18 protein-coding genes are annotated in these 19,168 nt (G+C 72.6%); 12 read left to right on the forward strand and 6 right to left on the reverse strand.

Annotated elements, in window-relative coordinates; translation table 11 throughout:
• The first annotated feature begins 73 nt into the window (after window positions 1-73).
• Complete coding sequence (locus OVA28_RS13310) at window positions 74-1,000, forward strand: SGNH/GDSL hydrolase family protein (RefSeq protein WP_268097310.1); 927 nt, start codon at window positions 74-76, stop codon at window positions 998-1,000.
• A 9-nt stretch (window positions 1,001-1,009) separates the two neighbouring features.
• Here OVA28_RS13310 and OVA28_RS13315 read toward each other — a convergent pair whose 3' ends face one another.
• Entirely contained in the window at window positions 1,010-1,849 is an 840-nt protein-coding gene (locus tag OVA28_RS13315; RefSeq protein ID WP_268097311.1) for an alpha/beta fold hydrolase, read from the reverse strand.
• A 23-nt stretch (window positions 1,850-1,872) separates the two neighbouring features.
• Here OVA28_RS13315 and OVA28_RS13320 point away from each other — a divergent pair, with 23 nt between their 5' ends.
• Window positions 1,873-2,337: an NUDIX domain-containing protein gene (locus OVA28_RS13320; protein ID WP_268097312.1), complete on the forward strand. Its 465-nt coding sequence runs from the start codon at window positions 1,873-1,875 to the stop codon at window positions 2,335-2,337.
• A gap of 109 nt (window positions 2,338-2,446) precedes the next feature.
• Window positions 2,447-4,534, forward strand: a complete 2,088-nt coding sequence (locus tag OVA28_RS13325; RefSeq protein ID WP_268097313.1) for a carboxypeptidase-like regulatory domain-containing protein — start codon at window positions 2,447-2,449, stop codon at window positions 4,532-4,534.
• Between the two features lie 454 nt (window positions 4,535-4,988).
• Here the strand turns inward: OVA28_RS13325 and OVA28_RS13330 are convergent, their stop codons facing one another.
• Both OVA28_RS13330 and OVA28_RS13335 read right to left on the reverse strand, forming a co-directional pair.
• On the reverse strand, window positions 4,989-6,371 hold the full coding sequence (locus tag OVA28_RS13330) for an MFS transporter (RefSeq protein WP_268097314.1): 1,383 nt from the start codon (window positions 6,369-6,371) through the stop codon (window positions 4,989-4,991).
• Window positions 6,372-6,582: 211 nt separating this feature from the next.
• Window positions 6,583-7,503 carry a hypothetical protein gene (locus tag OVA28_RS13335; protein ID WP_268097315.1) on the reverse strand — a complete coding sequence of 307 codons (921 nt, stop codon included), beginning with the start codon at window positions 7,501-7,503 and terminating at the stop codon, window positions 6,583-6,585.
• A 98-nt stretch (window positions 7,504-7,601) separates the two neighbouring features.
• Here OVA28_RS13335 and OVA28_RS13340 point away from each other — a divergent pair, with 98 nt between their 5' ends.
• Window positions 7,602-7,796, forward strand: a complete 195-nt coding sequence (locus OVA28_RS13340; protein WP_071275455.1) for a hypothetical protein — start codon at window positions 7,602-7,604, stop codon at window positions 7,794-7,796.
• A 6-nt stretch (window positions 7,797-7,802) separates the two neighbouring features.
• On the opposite strand, the gene OVA28_RS13345 is transcribed toward OVA28_RS13340, so the two are convergent.
• Together OVA28_RS13345 and OVA28_RS13350 are read right to left on the reverse strand one after the other, a co-directional pair.
• Entirely contained in the window at window positions 7,803-8,540 is a 738-nt protein-coding gene (locus OVA28_RS13345) for a YidC/Oxa1 family membrane protein insertase (RefSeq protein ID WP_268097316.1), read from the reverse strand.
• Between the two features lie 63 nt (window positions 8,541-8,603).
• Entirely contained in the window at window positions 8,604-8,888 is a 285-nt protein-coding gene (locus OVA28_RS13350) for a DUF6412 domain-containing protein (protein WP_268097317.1), read from the reverse strand.
• A gap of 66 nt (window positions 8,889-8,954) precedes the next feature.
• Between OVA28_RS13350 and ybaK the strand changes: the two genes are divergently transcribed.
• The 3 genes from ybaK (at window position 8,955) to OVA28_RS13365 (ending at window position 13,050) form a co-directional block, all read left to right on the forward strand.
• Window positions 8,955-9,434, forward strand: a complete 480-nt coding sequence (gene ybaK / locus OVA28_RS13355) for a Cys-tRNA(Pro) deacylase (protein WP_268097318.1) — start codon at window positions 8,955-8,957, stop codon at window positions 9,432-9,434.
• Window positions 9,435-9,531: 97 nt separating this feature from the next.
• A complete protein-coding gene (locus OVA28_RS13360; protein ID WP_268097319.1) occupies window positions 9,532-12,120 on the forward strand; it encodes an ATP-dependent Clp protease ATP-binding subunit in 2,589 nt (862 codons plus the stop codon).
• 687 nt (window positions 12,121-12,807) lie between these two features.
• Window positions 12,808-13,050: a hypothetical protein gene (locus OVA28_RS13365; protein ID WP_268097320.1), complete on the forward strand. Its 243-nt coding sequence runs from the start codon at window positions 12,808-12,810 to the stop codon at window positions 13,048-13,050.
• A 64-nt stretch (window positions 13,051-13,114) separates the two neighbouring features.
• Here the strand turns inward: OVA28_RS13365 and OVA28_RS13370 are convergent, their stop codons facing one another.
• Window positions 13,115-14,173, reverse strand: coding sequence for a glycoside hydrolase family 6 protein (locus OVA28_RS13370; protein WP_268097321.1), 1,059 nt, complete (start codon window positions 14,171-14,173; stop codon window positions 13,115-13,117).
• Between the two features lie 161 nt (window positions 14,174-14,334).
• Between OVA28_RS13370 and OVA28_RS13375 the strand changes: the two genes are divergently transcribed.
• The 5 genes from OVA28_RS13375 (at window position 14,335) to pdxT (ending at window position 19,128) form a co-directional block, all read left to right on the forward strand.
• Entirely contained in the window at window positions 14,335-14,877 is a 543-nt protein-coding gene (locus OVA28_RS13375) for an adenine phosphoribosyltransferase (protein ID WP_194625690.1), read from the forward strand.
• Window positions 14,878-14,965: 88 nt separating this feature from the next.
• Complete coding sequence (gene thrS, locus OVA28_RS13380) at window positions 14,966-16,999, forward strand: threonine--tRNA ligase (protein WP_442780801.1); 2,034 nt, start codon at window positions 14,966-14,968, stop codon at window positions 16,997-16,999.
• Entirely contained in the window at window positions 16,999-17,574 is a 576-nt protein-coding gene (locus OVA28_RS13385; protein WP_194660893.1) for an HIT family protein, read from the forward strand. The genes thrS and OVA28_RS13385 overlap by 1 nt, the downstream gene beginning before the upstream one ends.
• A gap of 26 nt (window positions 17,575-17,600) precedes the next feature.
• A complete protein-coding gene (pdxS, locus tag OVA28_RS13390; RefSeq protein WP_267423144.1) occupies window positions 17,601-18,527 on the forward strand; it encodes a pyridoxal 5'-phosphate synthase lyase subunit PdxS in 927 nt (308 codons plus the stop codon).
• Window positions 18,517-19,128 carry a pyridoxal 5'-phosphate synthase glutaminase subunit PdxT gene (gene pdxT / locus OVA28_RS13395; protein ID WP_268097322.1) on the forward strand — a complete coding sequence of 204 codons (612 nt, stop codon included), beginning with the start codon at window positions 18,517-18,519 and terminating at the stop codon, window positions 19,126-19,128. Before pdxS ends, pdxT begins: the two co-directional genes overlap by 11 nt.
• Window positions 19,129-19,168: the final 40 nt, after the last annotated feature.

The following is a 19,168-nucleotide window of genomic DNA, read 5'->3' on the forward strand; positions in this document are numbered from 1 at the left end:
GCTCGCGGTCGGGGCGGTCGCTCCGGCTCCGGCCTCGGCGGCACCGTCCTGGCCGGTCCCGCAGCCCTACCGGGTGGCGTCCCCGCCCGCGGAGGAGCTCGACGGGCTGCCCCCGGGGAGCGAGTACGTCGCCCTCGGTGACTCGTACTCCGCCGGGTACGGCCTGGCCGACCCGACCCGGCTGCCGGTGTCCGCGTGCGGGCAGTCCGCCAGGGACTACCCGCACCGGATCGCAGCCCGCTTCGGGCTCGCGCTGCAGGACGTCACCTGCGGCGGGGCCACGAGCGAGGACGTCACCGAACGGCACCAGTTCAAGGGCGTCCCCCCGCAGATCGAGGCCCTGTCGGCGCGCACGCGGCTGGTCACGCTGACGATCGGCGGGAACGACGCCGACCTGTTCGGCACGGCCGCGTCCTGCCTGGCACTGACGGCGAAGGGCCCGGTGTTCTCCGGCCGCGACGCCTCCTCCTGCCGGAGCACCCTCGTGCACGACGGCGAGGACCAGCTCGGCGCCAAGATCCAGTCCCGCGTGGCGCTCGGCATCGCCGACACCCTCGCCGCGGTCCGCCGGGCCGCGCCGAACGCCCGCGTGCTGTTCCTCGGGTACCCCGCGATCTTCCCCGACGCCGAGCACACGCCGGCGAGGGGGTGCTTCCGCGCCGGGCTCGACCTCGGCACGCTGACCGGGTCGTTCCCGACGGACACCTACCCGTTCACCGACACGGACGTCGAGTACCTGCACGGCGTGCAGGAGGAACTGGACGACGTCGCCCGGTCCGCTGCCACGGCGGCCGGTGTCCGCTACCTCGACGTCTTCCGGAGGACCCAGGGACGGACGAGCTGCGCCCGCTCCGGCGCGTACGTGTCCGGCGTCACGCTCGACTCCACGAGCGGGTTCCGCCGGATCGACCTGGAGCCGGGCGCGCTGCACCCCAACAACCGGGGCGTCGCCTACCTGAGCCGACAGGTCGCGGCCGAGCTCCGCACCGTCGCCGGCTGACCCGCTCCCTCACCTCGGGGCGGCGAGCCAGTCCAGGGCCGCGGGGACGCCGGCCAGGACCGAGACGTGTCCGGCACCCGGTCGTTCGTGGAACACGGCGCCGGGGACGGCTGCGGCGATCGCTCGGCCGTGCGCCACCGGGACCACCCGGTCGTCCACGCCCTGCTCGACGAGGGTCGGCACGTGCACGTCGGTGAGCGCGAAGCCCCACCCGGTGACGAACGCCCGGTCGTCGTCGGCGCTGCCCACGCGACCCGTCTCGCCGGCGGCCTGCGCGTCCTGACCGAGCGCCGCCCAGTCGCCGTCGAGCGCTGCCCAGTCGGTGTCGGTGAACTGCGCCGGGTCGAAGCCGGCGGTGTCCGCCCAGGTGAGCCGAACCTCCCGTCCGAGGACCGCCGCACGCAGGCCGCCGTCATCGGCCATGCCGTCCCACCAGGCTGGCGCATCGACGAACGGGGCGGGGGAGGCGAAGGTCGCGACCGCGGTGACCCGGTCGGGCAGGAGAGCCGCCGCGGCGAGGGCGTGTGGGCCGCCGCCGGACCCGCCGATCGCGGCGACCCGGTCGATGCCGAGGGTGTCGAGGACCTGCTCGAGGTCGCGGGCGCCGTCGGCGACGGTGCGACCCGGCAGGGGGTCGGCGCCGCCGAAGCCGGGGCGGGTGACGGCGACCAGGCGGAGGCCGCGTGCGGTGGCGGCGGCGAGGACCGGGGCGAGGTGGGCACCGGTGTGCGGGGTCTCGTGGTGCCAGACCACGGTGGCGGTGCCGGTGCCGGTGGTGCTGCCGGTGGTGGTCGGGCCGGTGTCGGCGACGAGGACCGTGCGACCGTCGGCGAGGTGCAGGGGCGTCATGCGGGCGAGCGTAGCCTCGGGGTGTGGTGCGGAGTGCGGGACTGCTGCTGTACCGGAGCGCTGCGTCCGGGGCCGAGCTCTTCATCGCGCACATGGGCGGTCCGTTCTGGCGTCGGCGGGAGCGCGCGTGGTCGATCCCGAAGGGCGAGTACACCGACGAGCCGCCGCTCGAGGCCGCGCTGCGGGAGTTCCACGAGGAGATCGGCGTGCCGGCGCCCGACGTGCCGTGGACCGAGCTGGGGGAGTTCCGGCAGGCCTCGGGCAAGCGGGTCGTCGTCTTCGCCGGCGCGGCGCCGGCCTTCTCCGTCACGGCGGTGCGGAGCAACACCGTCAAGCTCGAGCTGCCGCGGGGCTCCGGCCGGTTCGTCGACGTACCCGAGGTCGACGACGCCCGGTGGGTGTCCGTCGACGACGCCCGGACGATGCTCGTCGCCGGGCAGGTCGCGGCGGTGGACGCACTCGTCGGGCTGCTCGGTCGGTCGGGCTGACCGAGGTCGGGGTGACGATCCCGTCTCGATCTGTCCCTGGCGTTCGCGTGGTGGATAGCCTGGACGGACGTCGCGGCGGACGGGCCGGCGCGCGGACAGGGGAGATCGCATGCGCCGGTGGCGGATGATGACGGCCGGGTTGACCGGGATCGTGCTCGGAGCCGGGCTCGCGCTCGGCGGGGCGACCAGTGCTTCGGCCGAGCCGAACGGACACTGGGGCACCTTCACGGTCAGCGGCGCGAGCAGGGCCTACACGGGGACGATGACGCTGCCGGGGTTCCCCGAGACGACCTTCACGTCGAACTCGCGGCAGTCCACGGTGATCAGCGGGGCCTCGACGTGGCAGGGTCCCGCGACGGCACCCGGTGCGGTCTACGGCACCAGCCGGAACTCCACCTACATGAACCAGCGTCCGACGACGGACTCTGCGACGGGTGCGTCGACCACCACCTACCGGTTCGCGACCCCGACGCCGGGTGCGTCCAGCTGGTCCTTCGTGCTCGGGGACATCGACGCCGACCAGGCCACGATCTCCGCGACGGTGCAGGGTGGTGCGCCGGCGACCGCCGCACAGCTCGGCTACCGGAGCTCCTACAACTCCTGCTCGTCGGTCTCGACCGGTGGCTGGTCGTGCCCCGCGGACCCCGGCGGCGTGGCTGCGGGCCAGGACGTCCCGACGTGGGACCCCGCGACGCGCACGCTCACCGGCAACTCCGCGGCGAACGACACCGCCGGTGCCACGGCGTGGTTCACGCCCACGGTGCCGCTCGACTCGCTGACGATCACGTACCAGCAGCGGAGCGGCTTCCCGGTGTACCAGACCTGGTTCGCCAACCGCACGGCGGCGATCTCCGGCGTCGCGACGCTCGACGGCACGCCGGTCCCCGGCGCGACGGTCACCGTCACCGCGCTGCGCGGCACGAGCTACACCACGACGACCGACGACGAGGGGCGCTACGTGTTCCCGCAGCTGCCGGTCATCAACGACTACCGCGTGGACGTCGCCGCGCCCTCGGGAGCGACCGGCACCGCGTCCGTCCCCGGCGTCTCGCTGAACATTGCGCCGGGCGGGGTCGACCGCACCGTGGACTTCCCGTTCACCTCGCCCCCGGCGACGACGTCCGTGATCGGCACCGTGACGGACGGCGCCGGTCACCCCGCCGCGAACGTCCCGGTCGTGATCACCAACCCCTCCTCGCCGGACACGGCACCCGTCCAGGTCGTCACGATCAGCGACGATGTCTACGCCGAGGCGAACCTGCCCGCGTCAACCGACCTGGCCGTGGCCGTCGGTGACGAGGCGCCCACAACCATCACGACCGGCGCCGCCGGGGTCGCGCCCGTGCCGCAGGAGCCGATCGCGGCGCCGAGTGCCGTGAACACGGTGACCGGCACCGTGACCATCGACGGCACCCCCGTGCCCGCGGGGGTCGTCGTCGAGCTGTTCGACGCGGACGGCACGCTGGTCGGCTCCACCGAGACCGACGCCGCGGGCGCCTACCTGTTCGCCGCGGCACCCGGCACCTACACCGTGCGGACGACGACGCCCGTGCCCGGAGCGACCGGCGGGGTCGAGCGTGCTGCGGTCACGACGACCGGCGACGCGACCGCCGTGGACTTCCCGTTCGCCACGCCCGCTGCCCCGACGGCCGTGGTCGTCGACCAGCCCGGCACCGTGACCGACGCGGACGGCGAACCCGCGGCCGGCGTGACGGTCGTCGCGACCCCGACCGAGCCCGACTCGGGCGATGCCGTGACCGCCACCACCGGCCGGGACGGCACCTTCGACCTGACCGGCCTGGAGCCGACCACGTCCTACCAGGTCGTCGCGGGAACGGGTGACTCCGCCGGGGAGCCGCAGACGATCGTGACGCCGGAGACCGGGTCGGCCGTGCCGCTCGCACTCGTCGTGCCCGCGGCCGTGGTGCCGACGCCCACGCCGACCCCGACGCCCACGCCGACCGCGACGCCGAGCCCCGTGCCGACGACGCAGCCGAGCACGCCCCCGACCATCGGCGGTGGGACCACGCCGTCCTCGTCGACGGGCGGCACCGGTACGGGCGGGCCGCTGGCCTACACGGGCGCGGACGTCCTGCCAGCAGCCCTGGCGGCCGGGGTGCTCGTGCTCCTGGGGGCCGGGCTGCTCACGTTCCGCGCTGTCCGCAACCGCCGTCGGACGGAGCACCTGCAGGACTGACGCCCGCGCTGGCAGGTGCGCCGAGCCTCCTGGTCGACCTGACCTGGGCGCGGAGCTCCGCTCTCGTACAACCGAAGACGGCTCGCACCACGGAATCCCGTGGCGCGAGCCGTCTTCTGTCGTGCGCCACCGTGGGGGACTGCGCCGTCTTCCGTCGTGCGCGCGGCCGTCGGAGACTGCGCCGCCGTCGGGGACTGCGTCGCCGTCGGGGACTGCGCCGCCGTCGGAGCCTGCGCGACTCGGGGACTGCGCGGCTCCGGGCCTCGCCGACCGGTCACGACACCCCGCTCAGTGCTGCCGAACGGTCGGAGCTCGTCGCATCGAGCACCGAGGACTGACGTCCTGCGACCGCTCGGCGAGCTGCGGTCGGGGTGTTGCGACCACCCGGCCGCCCGCCGCCCCGCCGGCCGCCGCCCCGCTGCCCGGCCACCCGACCACCCGGCCACCCGCCGCGCTACTCCGCCACGTGCCGCGTCCGCGTCGACCCGGTCACCGTGGCGACCGAGCCCGTCATCGTCTGGATCGCCCGGCTGATCGTCGGGATCGACGTGGTGACGACGGCGAGCGAGGACGTGATCGCCTCGATCGAGGACGTCGACAGGTGCTCCTGGTGCGACGAGTGCAGCGGGAAGCCCCGCCGCGCGGCCACGACCACGCCGAGGGACCCGAGCAACACGACTGCCCCGGCGATCGGCAGGGTCTGCATGCCCGTCATGCCGAGCACCTGCCCGCCGATGGCCGCACCGCCCGCGATGCCGATGTTCGACGCCCCGTTGACCAGTGCGCCGGCGATGTCGGGGGAGACGCCCCCGGCACGGATCGCCGCCGCCATGAAGAGCGTGCCCGTCGTGCCGTTCGCGGCCATCCACACGCCGGCGACGACCATCGTCCCGATGATCGAGCCGTGCACGAACGGCAGCGCGACGAACGCGGCCGCCATCACCGCGACCGACACGATGAGCGTCTGCCGGGGGGCGGTGTCGACGAACACGCCGGCGAGCCACAGCCCGATGACCCCGGTCCCGCCGAGGACCAGCAGTGCCCCGCTGACCAGGCCCGTGTCGAGCCCGGCGTCGATCGCGTAGGGACCGACGTACGTGTAGACGACGTAGTGCCCGGCGAAGAGCAGCAGGTCGGCGACGACGACGGCGAGCAGCCCGGTGCGCGCCCACGCCCGCGGGGACCCGATGTGCGGCGACGAGGTGCCGCGGACGGCCGGCAGGAACAGGGCCGCGACGACGGCGAGTGCCGCGGCGCACACGGCCACGGACCCGACGGCGGGGCGCCACCCGATCGACTGTCCGACCCCGGTGGCGAGCGGCACGCCGATCACGAAGCCGAGCGAGCTGCCCGAGTACACGAACGCGATCGCCCGCCCGGCGAGACGCGGGGGGACGATCCGGGTGGCGTACGCCGATGCGACCGAGAAGAAGAGCGCGTGCGCGACGCCCCCGACCACGCGCCCGGCACAGACCACGGCGAACGACGGCGCGAGCGCGACCATGAGGTTCGACACGGCGTACCCGATCAGCGTCGCGACGAGCACGGCCTTCCGGGGCAGCCGCGCGGTGAAGGACGTCAGCGGCAGCGCCAGGACCGCCACGGCCGCGGCGTACACGGTGATGACGATCCCCATCTGCGACTCGGTGACGCCGAGGTCGGTGCTCATGGTGCCGAGCAGCCCGACGGGCATCAGCTCGGTGGTGATGGCGAAGAACGTGGCGAGGCCGAGGACGGCGATGCCGACGACGGCCTTCGAGGTCAGGACGGACGTCGTGACGGACGACGTGGTCGTCGCGGTCGACGTGGTGATGACGGACGCGGTGCTCGTGGACACGGGGCTGACCTCCTCGGGACGTGGTGGAGCGCGCGACGGGTTCGTCACGTCGACGACACCACGACCTGGTCGGTCGGGCAGTGCGCGCTCGCGGGTGGGATGGGTGGTTGGTCACTCCACGGCGAGTGCGATCCATCCAGTGTTGCACGCCACCACGCAGGAGCGCGAGTGTGCGGAGGAACTTCGAAGGAGCGCTCCAACGGCCCCGTCGTCAGAACTCGTTCGTCACCGTGCCGCGCACCCCGCCGCCGACCAGGTCGACCGTCATCGTGCCGCTCAGCGACGACGCGGACAGCGACACCGACCCGTGCAGGGCGTCCTGGCGCGGGTAGCAGGCACTCGTCGCGTGCCGGCGGTCGGCGGTCGCGACCAGGCAGATGGTCGCCCGGTCCGTGCCGACCCCGGCCCACACCGCCCACGGCGTGGCTGCGTCGTCCCCGCTGAGCGACCGGTTCGTGAACACGAGCCGCGTGGTGTGCAGGCTGACCGGCGCCTCGAAGGCCCCCGGCAGCTGGTCGGCGTACGTCTGCGGTGCGTCGAGCAGCTGCTCGAGCGTCACCGATCCCGCCGTCGGCGTCACCGAGGGCGACGAGGGCGTGACCGGGTGGGCGTTCCCGACGGCGAGCCCCGTCCCGAACGCCACGACCACGACGGCCGCGACCCCGCCGGCCACCCACGGCCGTGCCAGCGCCCACCGAGCCAGTCGGAGCGGTCTGGCCCACGGACGGCCTGGTGCCCGGGTCGGCGCGGCGTCCTGGTCGCCGACGTCGTCCTGGGCAGGACCGTCGCCCGGCTCCCGGTCTCGCAGGTCGTCACCGTCGTTCGGCGCCCGGTCCAGCAGGCCGGCACCGTCGCCCGGCACCCGGTCCGGCATGTGGACACGGTCGGCCTGGAGGCTCGGCAGGTGGACACGGTCGGCCTGGAGGCTCGGCACGGCCTGGCCACGGGGCTGCGCCTCCTCGACGTCGGTCGCGTCGCCAGGCACCGCTGCGCGCGCCCGCCCACGTCCGCGCTGCAGGTCCCCGAGGGCGATCCGCGCCCGGGCGGCCTCGGCCTCGCTCGAGCCGGCGCCCCAGGCGATGCCCTCGAGGCGCGCGCGTTCGCCAGCGGTGTCGCGGTCGTCGTCGGCCATGCGCACTCCCGGGCTCCGGTCGTTGCTCTCGTCGGTTCTCATGCTGGCACTCGGACCGCTCCGGCGCGCACCCAGATCGGGGGGAGTACGCCGGGGACATGACAGACGCACGCGAGCCCGACCCCGAGACCCTCGAGCCACTCAGCCACGACACCCAGTCCGGTGAGGCCGACTACGTCGCGACGAGCCCCGGCGGCAGCGGCACCGAGCGCCACGTCCCGCTCCCGTCCGAGGAGCAGGGACGCGACACCGAGTACGACCCGGTCGACGAGGGGCCGAAGCACGAGGGCTGAGCCGCCTCAGCGCACCAGCCGCCGCAGCACCGCCCGCTCGCCGTACGTCCACGTGGCACTCGTCACGACGTAGACCGCGGCGGCGAGCGGTGCGATCGCGGCGAAGACCACCGTGAGGAACGGTGCCCACCGCCCGATCACGGCCGCGGCGGCAGCGCCGGGGACGTCGGCGTCCGGTGCGGCGACCGGGTTCCAGTGCAGGGCCGACCGGCGGGTGGCCTCGACCACGACGGCGAGGACGACGAGCAGCACGACCACCACCCAGGCGTGCACCCACAGCGGGGAACTGACCACCGCCACCAGGGACTGTCCGAGCGGCACCCCGGCGAGCGTGGCCTGGAGCAGCACGTTCGACGTCCCCGCGATCGTCGTGTGCGTGAAGAGGGCGTACAGCAGCGACACGACCGGGGCCTGCGCGAGCACGGGCAGGCATCCGGCGAGGGGCGACACCTGCTCGGCGGTGTACAGCTCCTGGACAGCGCGCTGCAGTCGCTCCCGGTCAGCCCCGTGGCGCTTCCGCAGCGCAGCCAGCTGCGGCGCGAGTCGGCGGCGGTCCCGCTCCGCCCGCACCTGCAGGACGGACAGGGGCACGAGCACGGCGCGCACCGCGAGGGTGACGAGCACGACGGCCAGCGTCGCGGCCAGCGGTCCGGCGACGGGGGAGAGCGCCCCGGAGAGCGAGGCGAGCAGGTCGGCGCCGAGCTGCAGCAGTGCGCCGACGAGGGGCAGGGTGGAGAGGTCCATGACGGTTCCGTTCGAGAGGTGTGGTCGAGGTCACGTGTGCGACCCGCCACCGATCGATCGGCGTCAGGTCGCGAGGACCACCCCAGGAGCCCTCGGGCGGGCGTGCCCCGCGGCGTCTGGGTGGCTCCACGCGATGCGCGTGCCGGCGTCCACCGGCCGGTCTGCCTCGGACGCTGCCGGACCGACCCGGATCCCGAGCACCAGGGCGACCAGCTGCGCGACGACCACGGCGGTGCCGACAGCCGCGACACCGAGTGCGGCCACGGCGAGCAGCGGCAGGACGCCGGTGGAGGGGTCGACGGCGAGCAGCGCGGCGACGGCGCGCAGGATCACCTCGATGACGGTCATGGTCCGTTCAGCGTAACCCCCGCGTGCCGCGGTCCCCAGGTGCGTCGGGCACGGGAGGATCGCCGCATGACCTCCCCGAGCACCCCCGCGACGCTGGCGCTGGAGCGTGCGGGCGTGCCGTTCGTCCCACACGTCTACGAGCACCACGAGACGGCGACGAACTTCGGTGAAGAGGCCGCCGCCGCGCTCGGGCTCCGCGAGGAGCAGGTGTTCAAGACGCTCGTCGTGTCCGTCGACGGCGCCCTGGCGGTGGCGATCGTCCCCGTGGCGAACCGGCTCGACCTCAAGGCCATCGCCGCCGCGGTGGGTGGCAAGAAGGCGACCCTGGCCGACCCCGCCCTGGCGGAGAAGCGCACCGGGTACGTCGTGGGCGGCATCAGCCCCGTCGGGCAGCGCTCGAAGATCCCCACGGTGCTCGACGCGTCGGCGTCCGGGTACGCCACGATCTTCGTCTCGGGCGGTCGTCGTGGGTTCGACATCGAGATCGCCCCGGGGGACCTGCTCCGCGTCACGGAAGCGACCACGGCGGCCATCGCGCGGACCTGAGTCGAGTCGGCGCAACTTTCTTCCATGACCGGGAATGCCCCGGTACCCCCTGCGTTGCATTGAGTCGAAGGCACTCAAGTACCCCCAGGAGGTCCCGTTGCCAGAACAATCCGGCCCCATCGGCGGGCGTGACTCGTTCGACGAGTTCCTCGCACGCCTCCTCGCCGCCCAGAACACCGGCCAGCAGCGCTCCATGCCGTTCGGCCGCCCCGTCGACATCACCCGACTGCTCAGCCGTCGGTCCCACGAGATGCTCCAGCGCACCGCCGAGTACGCGGTCGAGCAGGGGCAGCGGGAGATCGACGCCCTGCACGTCCTGCACGTGCTCGTCCGCACGCAGCCGTTCGACGCCGTCGTCCGGTCCGCAGGCGTCGACCCCGAGCGCCTCGCGGCCGAGGTCGAACAGCGCCTCCCCGCCCCGTCGTCCGAGCCCGTCGAGGGTCGTCCCGCGCTGACGCCCTCCGCCCAGCGGATCCTCGTCGAGGCCACCCAGGCCGCACGCGGCTTCGGCAGCACCTACACCGACCCCGAGCACGTCTTCTTCGCGCTCGTCATGGACCAGGAGACGGTCACTGGCCAGCTCCTCGCGAACGCCGGGATCACCCCGGCCGTCATGCAGTCCTACGCACAGCAGGCCGCCGACGCGGCACGAGAGGGGCGCCCCATGCCAGGCACCAGCGAAGCGGCTGACACCCGCACCGACAGCGAGACGCCGACGCTCGACCAGTTCGGCACCGACCTCACCCAGCGCGCCCGCGACGGGCACATCGACCCGGTGATCGGCCGTGCGGACGAGATCGAGCAGGCCGTCGAGATCCTGCTCCGTCGGTCCAAGAACAACCCCGTCCTGATCGGTGAGCCCGGCGTCGGCAAGACCGCGATCGTCGAGGGCCTCGCCCAGCGCATCGTCGACGGCGACGTCCCCGCCCTGCTGCAGGGCAAGCGCGTCGTCGCCCTCGACCTGCCCGCCATGCTCGCCGGCACCCGCTACCGCGGTGACTTCGAGGAACGCCTGACGAAGGCCCTCGACGAGATCAGCGCGCACGCCGACGAGCTCATCGTGTTCGTCGACGAGCTGCACACCGTCGTCGGTGCGGGTGGCGGCGGTGAGGGCGGCTCGATGGACGCGGGCAACATCCTCAAGCCGCGCCTGGCCCGGGGCGACCTGCACATGGTCGGCGCCACCACGCTCTCGGAGTACCGCCGGATCGAGAAGGACGCCGCCCTCGAGCGTCGCTTCCAGCCCGTCACGGTGGGGGAGCCGAGCGTCGAGGACGCGGTCGCGATCCTCACCGGGCTCAGCCCGCGGTACGCCGAGCACCACGGCGTCACCTACACCGAAGGTGCCCTGCGCGCCGCGGTCGAGCTCTCGCACCGCTACGTCACCGACCGGCACCTGCCCGACAAGGCGATCGACCTCATCGACCAGGCCGGCGCACGCAGCCGCCTCCTCCGATCGGGGGACGTCGACGTCGAGGCGCTCCGCGACCAGCTCGCTGAGCTGATGGCGGAGAAGGACCGCGCGGTCACCGAGGAGCGCTACGAGGAGGCGTCCCGCCTCCGCGACCAGACCGCGGACCTGGAGGCCCGGATCACCGCTGCTGGATCGGCGGACGCTGGGCGGGCCTCCCGTCCGAACCAGACCGACTCCGTGATCACGGAAGCGGACATCGCAGCCGTCGTGTCCCGTGCCACCGGCATCCCCGCGGCGCGGCTCACCCAGGGTGACCGGACCCGTCTCGCCCGACTGGAGGACGAGCTGCACCAGCGGGTCGTCGGACAGGAGGATGCGGTGCGCGCCATCGCGACCGCTGTCCGGCGCAGCCGGACCGGGATGGGTGACCCGGATCGTCCGGTCGGGAGCTTCCTGTTCCTCGGACCGACCGGTGTCGGCAAGACCGAGCTCGCGAAGGCCCTCGCGTCGTCGCTGTTCGGTGACGAGTCGGCCATGCTCCGCTTCGACATGAGCGAGTTCGGCGAGCGGCACACCGTGTCCCGGCTGGTCGGTGCCCCTCCCGGGTACGTCGGCTACGACGAGGCCGGCCAGCTGACCGAGCGCGTCCGCCGCAACCCGTACTCGGTGATCCTCCTCGACGAGGTCGAGAAGGCACACCCCGACGTGTTCAACCTGCTGCTGCAGGTGCTCGACGACGGTCGACTCACGGACGGACAGGGCCGCACCGTCGACTTCCGCAACACCGTGGTCATCATGACGTCGAACATCGGGTCGGAGTTCCTCGCGTCGCGCTCCGGCGCACTCGGGTTCTCCGCGTCGGCGGACGGGGGCTACGGCGAGGACGACCTCCGGAACCGCGTGATGGGCAAGCTGCGCGAGTCGATGCGCCCCGAGTTCATCAACCGGATCGACGAGATCGTGCTCTTCCGCAAGCTCGACCGGACGCAGCTGCGCTCGATCGTGTCGCTGCTGCTGGCCGAGACCTCGCTGCGCCTCATCGCGCAGGACATGGTGCTCTCGGTCGACGAGGCCGCGGTCGACTGGCTCGCCGAGCACGGGTACGAGCCCGAGTACGGCGCCCGTCCGCTCCGTCGTCTGATCCAGCGCGAGGTCGACGACCGCGTCGCGACGCTCGTCGTCGAGGGTGCCGTGCAGGCCGGGGACACCGTCCGCATCGCGGTGTCGGACGGGTCGCTCGTCGCACGGGTCGCCACACCGGCTGCCGTCTAGGCAGACGACCCACAGAACGCCCCGGGACCGATCGGTCCCGGGGCGTTCTCGTGTGTTCAGTTCTGCAATTCCGACGCATTTCGGGGAATGGGTTGCGCGGTCGGAGAGACTGTCGCTACTGTTCACACGTCGCGAACCACGGTTCCCGACACCGCCAGCTGCTGTTCCTGACCCGCGCCGAAAGGGGGCCGACCATGATCTCGATCATCACCACGCAGACGCCGTTCCGTGCAGTCCGTGGGACCACCGGCTCCTCCGCCGGGTCCTGCTGACGCGACCGCGTCCGCCACGCTCAGGCTCGTCGCCACGCACTGGTCCGTCGCCACGGCGGCCCGCCGGTCCTGACCACCACATCCCATCCGGGGTGATGCCGAGCACTGCTCGTGCCGTGGTCGTCTCCCGCTGATCGTCCTCGATCAGCGGGGCTGACCGGTCGGTCGTCCCGTCGGGTCGGATCGTGACGCCGGACACGTCCTGCGCTCTCCACGACCCGGTCGTGCGGGGTCGGGGAAATGTGTCCGGAATGCCGTCCGAGCATGCGGACGTGCGTCGTCGCGGAATGTCGAACTGCATTCTCGTGACCGATCGGCGTGCATTCCTGTGCGCCTGTCGGTCGATCCTCCCTGCCCGAGCGCCGGCGAATCCGTCGCGCCCTCAGGGCCCCGGAACCACCCCGAACCAGAACCGGTGACCACCATGTCCACGAAGTCCGTCCTCCGCCAGCCCGGCGCGACCACCGCAGCCCGCTCGGTCTCCCTGACCGACCGGCTCGCGATGCGCCTCGGGATGGCACTCATCGTCTGGAGTCGACGCACCCGCCCGAAGCGGCTGCCCGTCGACCTCCTCCTCGCCGAGCAGCTCCGCCGGGAGCGCGCCGCTCGCGAGGCCGAGTGGGTGATGCTCGGCGCCACGATGCACATGTGGCGATGAGCGCACCGCGCACCACCGACGGGTGGCCCGACCGTCTCGACGGCCGGGCCACCCGTTCCTCGTGCTACCGCCGGTTCGCCACCAGCGCCTGCGCCTGCGCGGACCACCACGTGCCCGCAGCCGGACCGCCGTTGCACGTGCCGTCGCTCGACCCCGGTGTCTTCACCCAGAGGAGTGCGTCCATCGCCGTCGTGCCGGCACTGACCCGTGGTGTCTGCCCGAGCCCCGCTCCGGTCGGGTTGCACCACGTGCCCTTCCACCCACGGCCGTTCCGGGAGACGTCGACGACGTAGTGGGAGCCACTGGTCAGCGCGCTCACCCGGTCGGCGTACGCACGCTCCTGGTCGACGAGCTGGAAGTTCGCGACGTTCGTGAAGAACCCGCGCGCCTGGGCGACGCCGGCCGACCGCAGCAGGGCCGCCTGCGCCTCGGCCGTGTTCCACGTGCTGTTGCCGCCGTCGAGGTACGTGGGGACGCCGGCCGCGGACAGCGCGGCCACGGCCTCCGCCAGCAGCGGCGGACGCGTCGCGGCCTCGCTCGTGCACCGGGGGAGCGCCGACAGCGAGTCCGGTTCGACGAGGACCACCGCCCGGTGACCGCGGAGGTCGTCCGCGATCCGCTGGTTCCACGCCAGGTAGTCCGCGGCGGACAGGCCGCCGGCCGAGTACCCGCCGCAGTCCCGGTTCGGGATCGCGTAGGTGACGAACACCGGGGTCCGGCCGGCTGCCTCGGCCGCCGCGAGGGCACGGGCCAGGTACCGGTCGAGCATGTCGCCCCGGAACCACTCGCCGAGCCAGATCGCGACGGGCTGCGCAGCGATGGTCCGTGCCGCAGCGACGCCAGCGGTGTCGCCGGACGCGGTCAGCGCGGTCGCCGCCTGGGCCGCCTGGCCGTCCGGCTGGACGAAGAGGCCACCGGCGAAGACCTGGCCGGTCGTCGCGGTTCGGATGGTCGCGGTCGTCACGGTCGGCGCTGCCTGGGCCGGGCTCGCCGCGACGAGCCCGGCGACCACCGCGGTCACGGTGAGCGCTGTGACGGCAGAGACCGCGGTCCTGGTCCTGGTCCTCCTGCTGGTCGTGCTGCTCGTACGGGTCCTGGTCCTGGTCCTGGTGCGTTCGTCCACGGTGTCGCATCCCCTGTCCCTGCCGGCGGGCGCCCGGTGCGCCCGTGTCCCGACCGGTCCAGGGGACCCCGAGCAACGGGTCGTCGGCCAGGACCAGAACGTGGGGCTTGACCATGCGGGCGGTGTCCGGGCAGGGGCCGTGCTGACCGTACGGTTGGTGCATGACCGAAACCGCGTCCGACCTCGTCCAGCGACTCACGGCGATCGTGCCGGACTTCCCGAAGCCCGGCATCCTGTTCCGCGACGTCACCCCGGTGTTCGCCGACGCCGTCGCGTTCGGCCGGGTGTGCGAAGCGCTCGCGGCGCCCTTCGCAGTCGGCGGCGGGTTCGCCGCCGTCGCCGGGATCGAGGCCCGCGGGTTCGCGCTCGCCGGCGGCATCGCGGCGCAGCACCAGGTCGGCGTCCTGACGGTCCGCAAGGCCGGCAAGCTCCCCGGCGAGGTGCTCAGCGAGCAGTACGCGCTCGAGTACGGCGAGGCCGAACTCGAGCTCCGTCCCGCGCAGCTCCCGGCGGGCACCCGCGTGCTGGTCGTCGACGACGTGCTCGCGACCGGTGGCACCGGTGCCGCCACCATCACGCTGCTCGAGCGTGCCGGGTACGAGGCGATCGGGTTCGCCGCCCTGCTCGAGCTCGACGGGCTCGCCGGCCGCGAACGGCTCGAGTCGCGCCTGCCCGTCACCACGCTCGGCGCCGTCCCCGCCTGAGTCGCGCCGACGCCTCCGGGCCAGACCTGGTGGCGCCCGCTCGCGCACTAGTCTTGACGAACCGTTCCTACCGAGGAGTCCCACCATCGTGACCGAGTCAGTCGCATCGCCGGAAGCCGGCCAGCCCGCAGACGTGCCCCAGGCACCCGAGCCCCGCACCGCGACGACGACCACGACGGGCACCGAGCTCTTCGACGGTGTCCGCGGTGTCGTCGCGATCCGTGTCGACGGCGTCCTCAAGGACCTCGCCGCCGAGGTGCAGGACGGCCAGACCGCCGAGCCCGTCACCCTCGACGAGCAGGACGGGCTCGACATCCTCCGCCACTCGGCCGCGCACGTGCTCGCGCAGGCCGTCCAGCAGATCAACCCGGACGCCAAGCTCGGGATCGGCCCGCCCGTCACCGACGGCTTCTACTACGACTTCGACGTCGCCGAGCCCTTCACGCCCGAGGACCTGAAGGCCATCGAGAAGGGCATGGACCGCATCGTCAAGCAGGCCCAGCGCTTCCGTCGCCGGGTCGTGACGGACGACGAAGCCCGCGAGCTGATGGCGGGGGAGCCCTACAAGCAGGAGCTCATCGGGCTCAAGGGTGCCGCGGCCGACGGCGACTCCGGCGAGAGCGTCGAGGTCGGTGCCGGCGAACTCACGGTCTACGAGAACGTCGACCCGAAGTCCGGCGACGTCGTCTGGCAGGACCTCTGCCGTGGCCCGCACGTGCCGCACACCCGGTGGATCGGCAACGCCGCCAAGCTGATGCGCGTCGCGGCCGCCTACTGGCGCGGCTCCGAGAAGAACCCGCAGCTGCAGCGGATCTACGGCACCGCGTGGCCCGACAAGGACCAGCTCAAGGCGTACCTGGTGCGTCTCGAGGAAGCCGCCAAGCGCGACCACCGCAAGCTCGGCGCCGAGCTCGACCTGTTCTCGTTCCCGGACGAGATCGGCTCGGGACTGGCGATCTTCCACCCCAAGGGCGGCATCATCCGTCGTGAGATGGAGGACTACTCGCGCCGTCGGCACGAGCAGAACGGCTACTCGTTCGTCTACACGCCGCACATCACCAAGGGCGACCTGTTCGAGCAGTCCGGGCACCTCGGCTGGTACAAGGACGGCATGTTCCCGGCCATGCACATGGACCAGGCCACGGACGAGGACGGCAACGTCACCCGCCAGGGTGCCGACTACTACCTCAAGCCGATGAACTGCCCGATGCACATCCTGGCGTACCGCTCGCAGCCCCGGTCCTACCGCGACCTGCCGCTCCGCATGTTCGAGTTCGGCACGGTCTACCGCAACGAGAAGTCCGGCGTCATCCACGGCCTCACCCGCGTCCGTGGCATGACCCAGGACGACGCCCACATCTTCACCACCAAGGAGAAGATGAAGGAGGAGCTCACCACGACCCTCGAGTTCGTGCTGTCGCTGCTCCGCGACTACGGCCTCGACGACTTCTACCTCGAGCTCTCCACGAAGGACCCGGAGAAGTACGTCGGCGACGACGACGTCTGGGAGGAGGCCACCAACACCCTGCGCGAGGTCGCGGAGGAGTCCGGGCTCGAGCTCGTGCCGGACCCCGCGGGTGCGGCGTTCTACGGCCCGAAGATCTCCGTGCAGGCCCGTGACGCCATCGGCCGCACCTGGCAGATGTCCACCGTCCAGCTCGACTTCAACCTGCCGGAGCGCTTCGGCATCGAGTACGCCGCCGCCGACGGCACCCGCCAGCGCCCCGTGATGATCCACCGTGCGCTGTTCGGGTCGATCGAGCGCTTCTTCGGCGTCCTCACCGAGCACTACGCCGGTGCCTTCCCGGCCTGGCTCGCCCCGGTCCAGGTCGTCGGGATCCCCGTCGCTGAGGAGTACGGCGACTACCTCGACGAGGTCATCGCCAAGCTCCGTGCCGAGGGCGTCCGCGCCGAGGTCGACCACTCCGACGACCGGATGCAGAAGAAGATCCGTACGCACACCAAGCAGAAGGTGCCGTTCCAGCTCATCGCCGGTGGCGAGGACCGCGACGCCGGCGCCGTGAGCTTCCGCTTCCGTGACGGGCGCCAGGACAACGCCGTGCCCGTCGACGAGGCGGTCGAGCGCATCCTCACCGCGATCCGCGAGCGCGCGCAGGTCTGATGTCCGACACCGAGGACGACCGGCTGGTCATCCGGGACGCGGCCACGCAGGCCGCGGTCCCGGATGCCTTCCAGCGCCTGTGGAACCCGCACCGGATGGCGTACATCGACTCCGGGCGGGCCGGCGAAGGCCGCGGGCACAAGGACGACTGCCCGTTCTGCGAGGCCCCGCGGAAGTCCGACGAGGACGCCCTCATCGTGGCCAGGGGCGAGCACGCCTACGTGCTGCTCAACCTGTACCCGTACAACAACGGCCACCTGCTGGTCTGCCCGTACCGGCACGTGCCGCTCTACGACGAAGCCACCCCCGAGGAGCTCCGCGAGATCGGCGAGCTCACCCAGACCGCGATGCGCGTCCTGCGGGAGGTGTCACACTGCGACGGCTTCAACATCGGGATGAACCAGGGCGAGGTCGCGGGCGCCGGTGTCGCTGCGCACCTGCACCAGCACGTCGTGCCGCGGTGGGAGTCGGACTCGAACTTCTTCCCCGTCATCGCCAGGACGAAGTCGATGTCGCAGATGCTCGGGGACACCCGACGACTGGTCGCGGACGGCTGGTCCGCACAGCAGTCCTGAGCGCTCAGCACTAGGATGGGAGCATCATGAGCGACAGCACCAGCACCCCCGACACCAGCACTCCCGGCACCTCCATCACCGGATCGTCCCGCGTGAAGCGCGGTCTGGCGGAGATGCTCAAGGGCGGCGTCATCATGGACGTCATCGACGCCGATCAGGCCCGCATCGCCGAGGAAGCCGGCGCCACCGCCGTCATGGCCCTCGAGCGCGTGCCCGCCGACATCCGTGCGCAGGGCGGCGTGGCCCGCATGTCGGACCCCTCGATGATCGAGGAGATCATCGCCGCGGTGTCCATCCCCGTCATGGCGAAGGCCCGCATCGGTCACTTCGTCGAGGCCCAGGTCCTGCAGGAACTCGGCGTCGACTACATCGACGAGTCCGAGGTCCTGTCGCCGGCCGACTACGTCAACCACATCGACAAGTGGAACTTCACGACGCCCTTCGTCTGTGGCGCCACGAACCTCGGCGAAGCACTCCGTCGCATCACCGAGGGCGCAGCCATGATCCGCTCCAAGGGCGAGGCCGGCACCGGTGACGTGTCCGAGGCCACCCGCCACATCCGCACCATCGCCAAGGAGATCGCAGCGCTCCGCCACCTGAAGGACGACGAGCTCTACGTCGCCGCCAAGGAGCTCCAGGCGCCGTACGACGTGGTCAAGGAGGTCGCCAGCACCGGCACCCTCCCCGTCGTCCTGTTCACCGCCGGTGGTGTCGCCACCCCGGCCGACGCGGCGATGATGATGCAGCTCGGCGCGGACGGCGTCTTCGTCGGCTCCGGCATCTTCAAGTCCGGCGACCCGGCCAAGCGTGCCGCCGCCATCGTCAAGGCCGTGACCTTCCACGACGACCCCAAGGTCATCGCCGAGGTCTCGCGTGGTCTGGGAGAGGCGATGGTCGGCATCAACGTCGCCGACGTCCCCGCCCCGCACCGCCTCGCCGAGCGTGGCTGGTAGTCCGACCAGGGGCGCGGCACCCCGCATCGGGGTGCTCGCGCTGCAGGGCGACTTCCGCGAGCACATCGCCTCGCTGACGGAGCTCGGCGCCGAGGTGGTGCCGCTCCGCCGGCCCGAGGAGATCGCGGGCCTGCACGGTGTCGTGATCCCCGGCGGCGAGTCCAGCGTCATGGACAAGCTGTCCCGGGCGTTCGGTGTCGCGGAGCCCCTCGCCGAGGCCATCCAGGGTGGGCTGCCCACCTACGGCACCTGCGCCGGCATGATCATGCTGAGCGAGCGCATCACCAACGCGATCGGCGGGCAGCAGACCCTCGGGGTCCTCGACACCACGGTGCGGCGCAACGCGTTCGGCAGTCAGAACGACTCCTTCGAGACGGACATCCCGATGCCCGACCTCGGCGAGGCCCCGGTCCACGCGGTGTTCATCCGCGCACCCGTGGTGGAGCAGCACGGCGACGACGTCCACGTCCTCGGGGCACTGTCCGACGGCCAGGTCGTCGCGGTGCAGCAGGGCAATGTCATCGCCAGCGCCTTCCACCCGGAGGTCGCGGGGGAGGACCGCTTCCACCGGCGCTTCCTCGACCTCGTCCGGCACGCCTGACCGGCGCGTCCGCTCGTCCGCACGACACCGGCGTCTCGCC

The organism is Curtobacterium sp. SL109, assembly GCF_026672405.1.
Taxonomy (GTDB): Bacteria; Actinomycetota; Actinomycetes; order Actinomycetales; family Microbacteriaceae; genus Curtobacterium.

Excerpts from the sequence above, each read along its gene's own strand:
- pdxS (WP_267423144.1), top strand. The coding sequence starts at position 17,601 with ATGAGCGACAGCACCAGCACCCCCGACACCAGCACTCCCGGCACCTCC.
- OVA28_RS13315 (WP_268097311.1), bottom strand. The coding sequence starts at position 1,849 with ATGACGCCCCTGCACCTCGCCGACGGTCGCACGGTCCTCGTCGCCGAC.
- OVA28_RS13375 (WP_194625690.1), top strand. The coding sequence starts at position 14,335 with ATGACCGAAACCGCGTCCGACCTCGTCCAGCGACTCACGGCGATCGTG.
- OVA28_RS13325 (WP_268097313.1), top strand. The coding sequence starts at position 2,447 with ATGCGCCGGTGGCGGATGATGACGGCCGGGTTGACCGGGATCGTGCTC.
- OVA28_RS13385 (WP_194660893.1), top strand. The coding sequence starts at position 16,999 with ATGTCCGACACCGAGGACGACCGGCTGGTCATCCGGGACGCGGCCACG.
- OVA28_RS13345 (WP_268097316.1), bottom strand. The coding sequence starts at position 8,540 with ATGGACCTCTCCACCCTGCCCCTCGTCGGCGCACTGCTGCAGCTCGGC.
- OVA28_RS13350 (WP_268097317.1), bottom strand. The coding sequence starts at position 8,888 with ATGACCGTCATCGAGGTGATCCTGCGCGCCGTCGCCGCGCTGCTCGCC.
- ybaK (WP_268097318.1), top strand. The coding sequence starts at position 8,955 with ATGACCTCCCCGAGCACCCCCGCGACGCTGGCGCTGGAGCGTGCGGGC.
- OVA28_RS13335 (WP_268097315.1), bottom strand. The coding sequence starts at position 7,503 with ATGGCCGACGACGACCGCGACACCGCTGGCGAACGCGCGCGCCTCGAG.
- OVA28_RS13340 (WP_071275455.1), top strand. The coding sequence starts at position 7,602 with ATGACAGACGCACGCGAGCCCGACCCCGAGACCCTCGAGCCACTCAGC.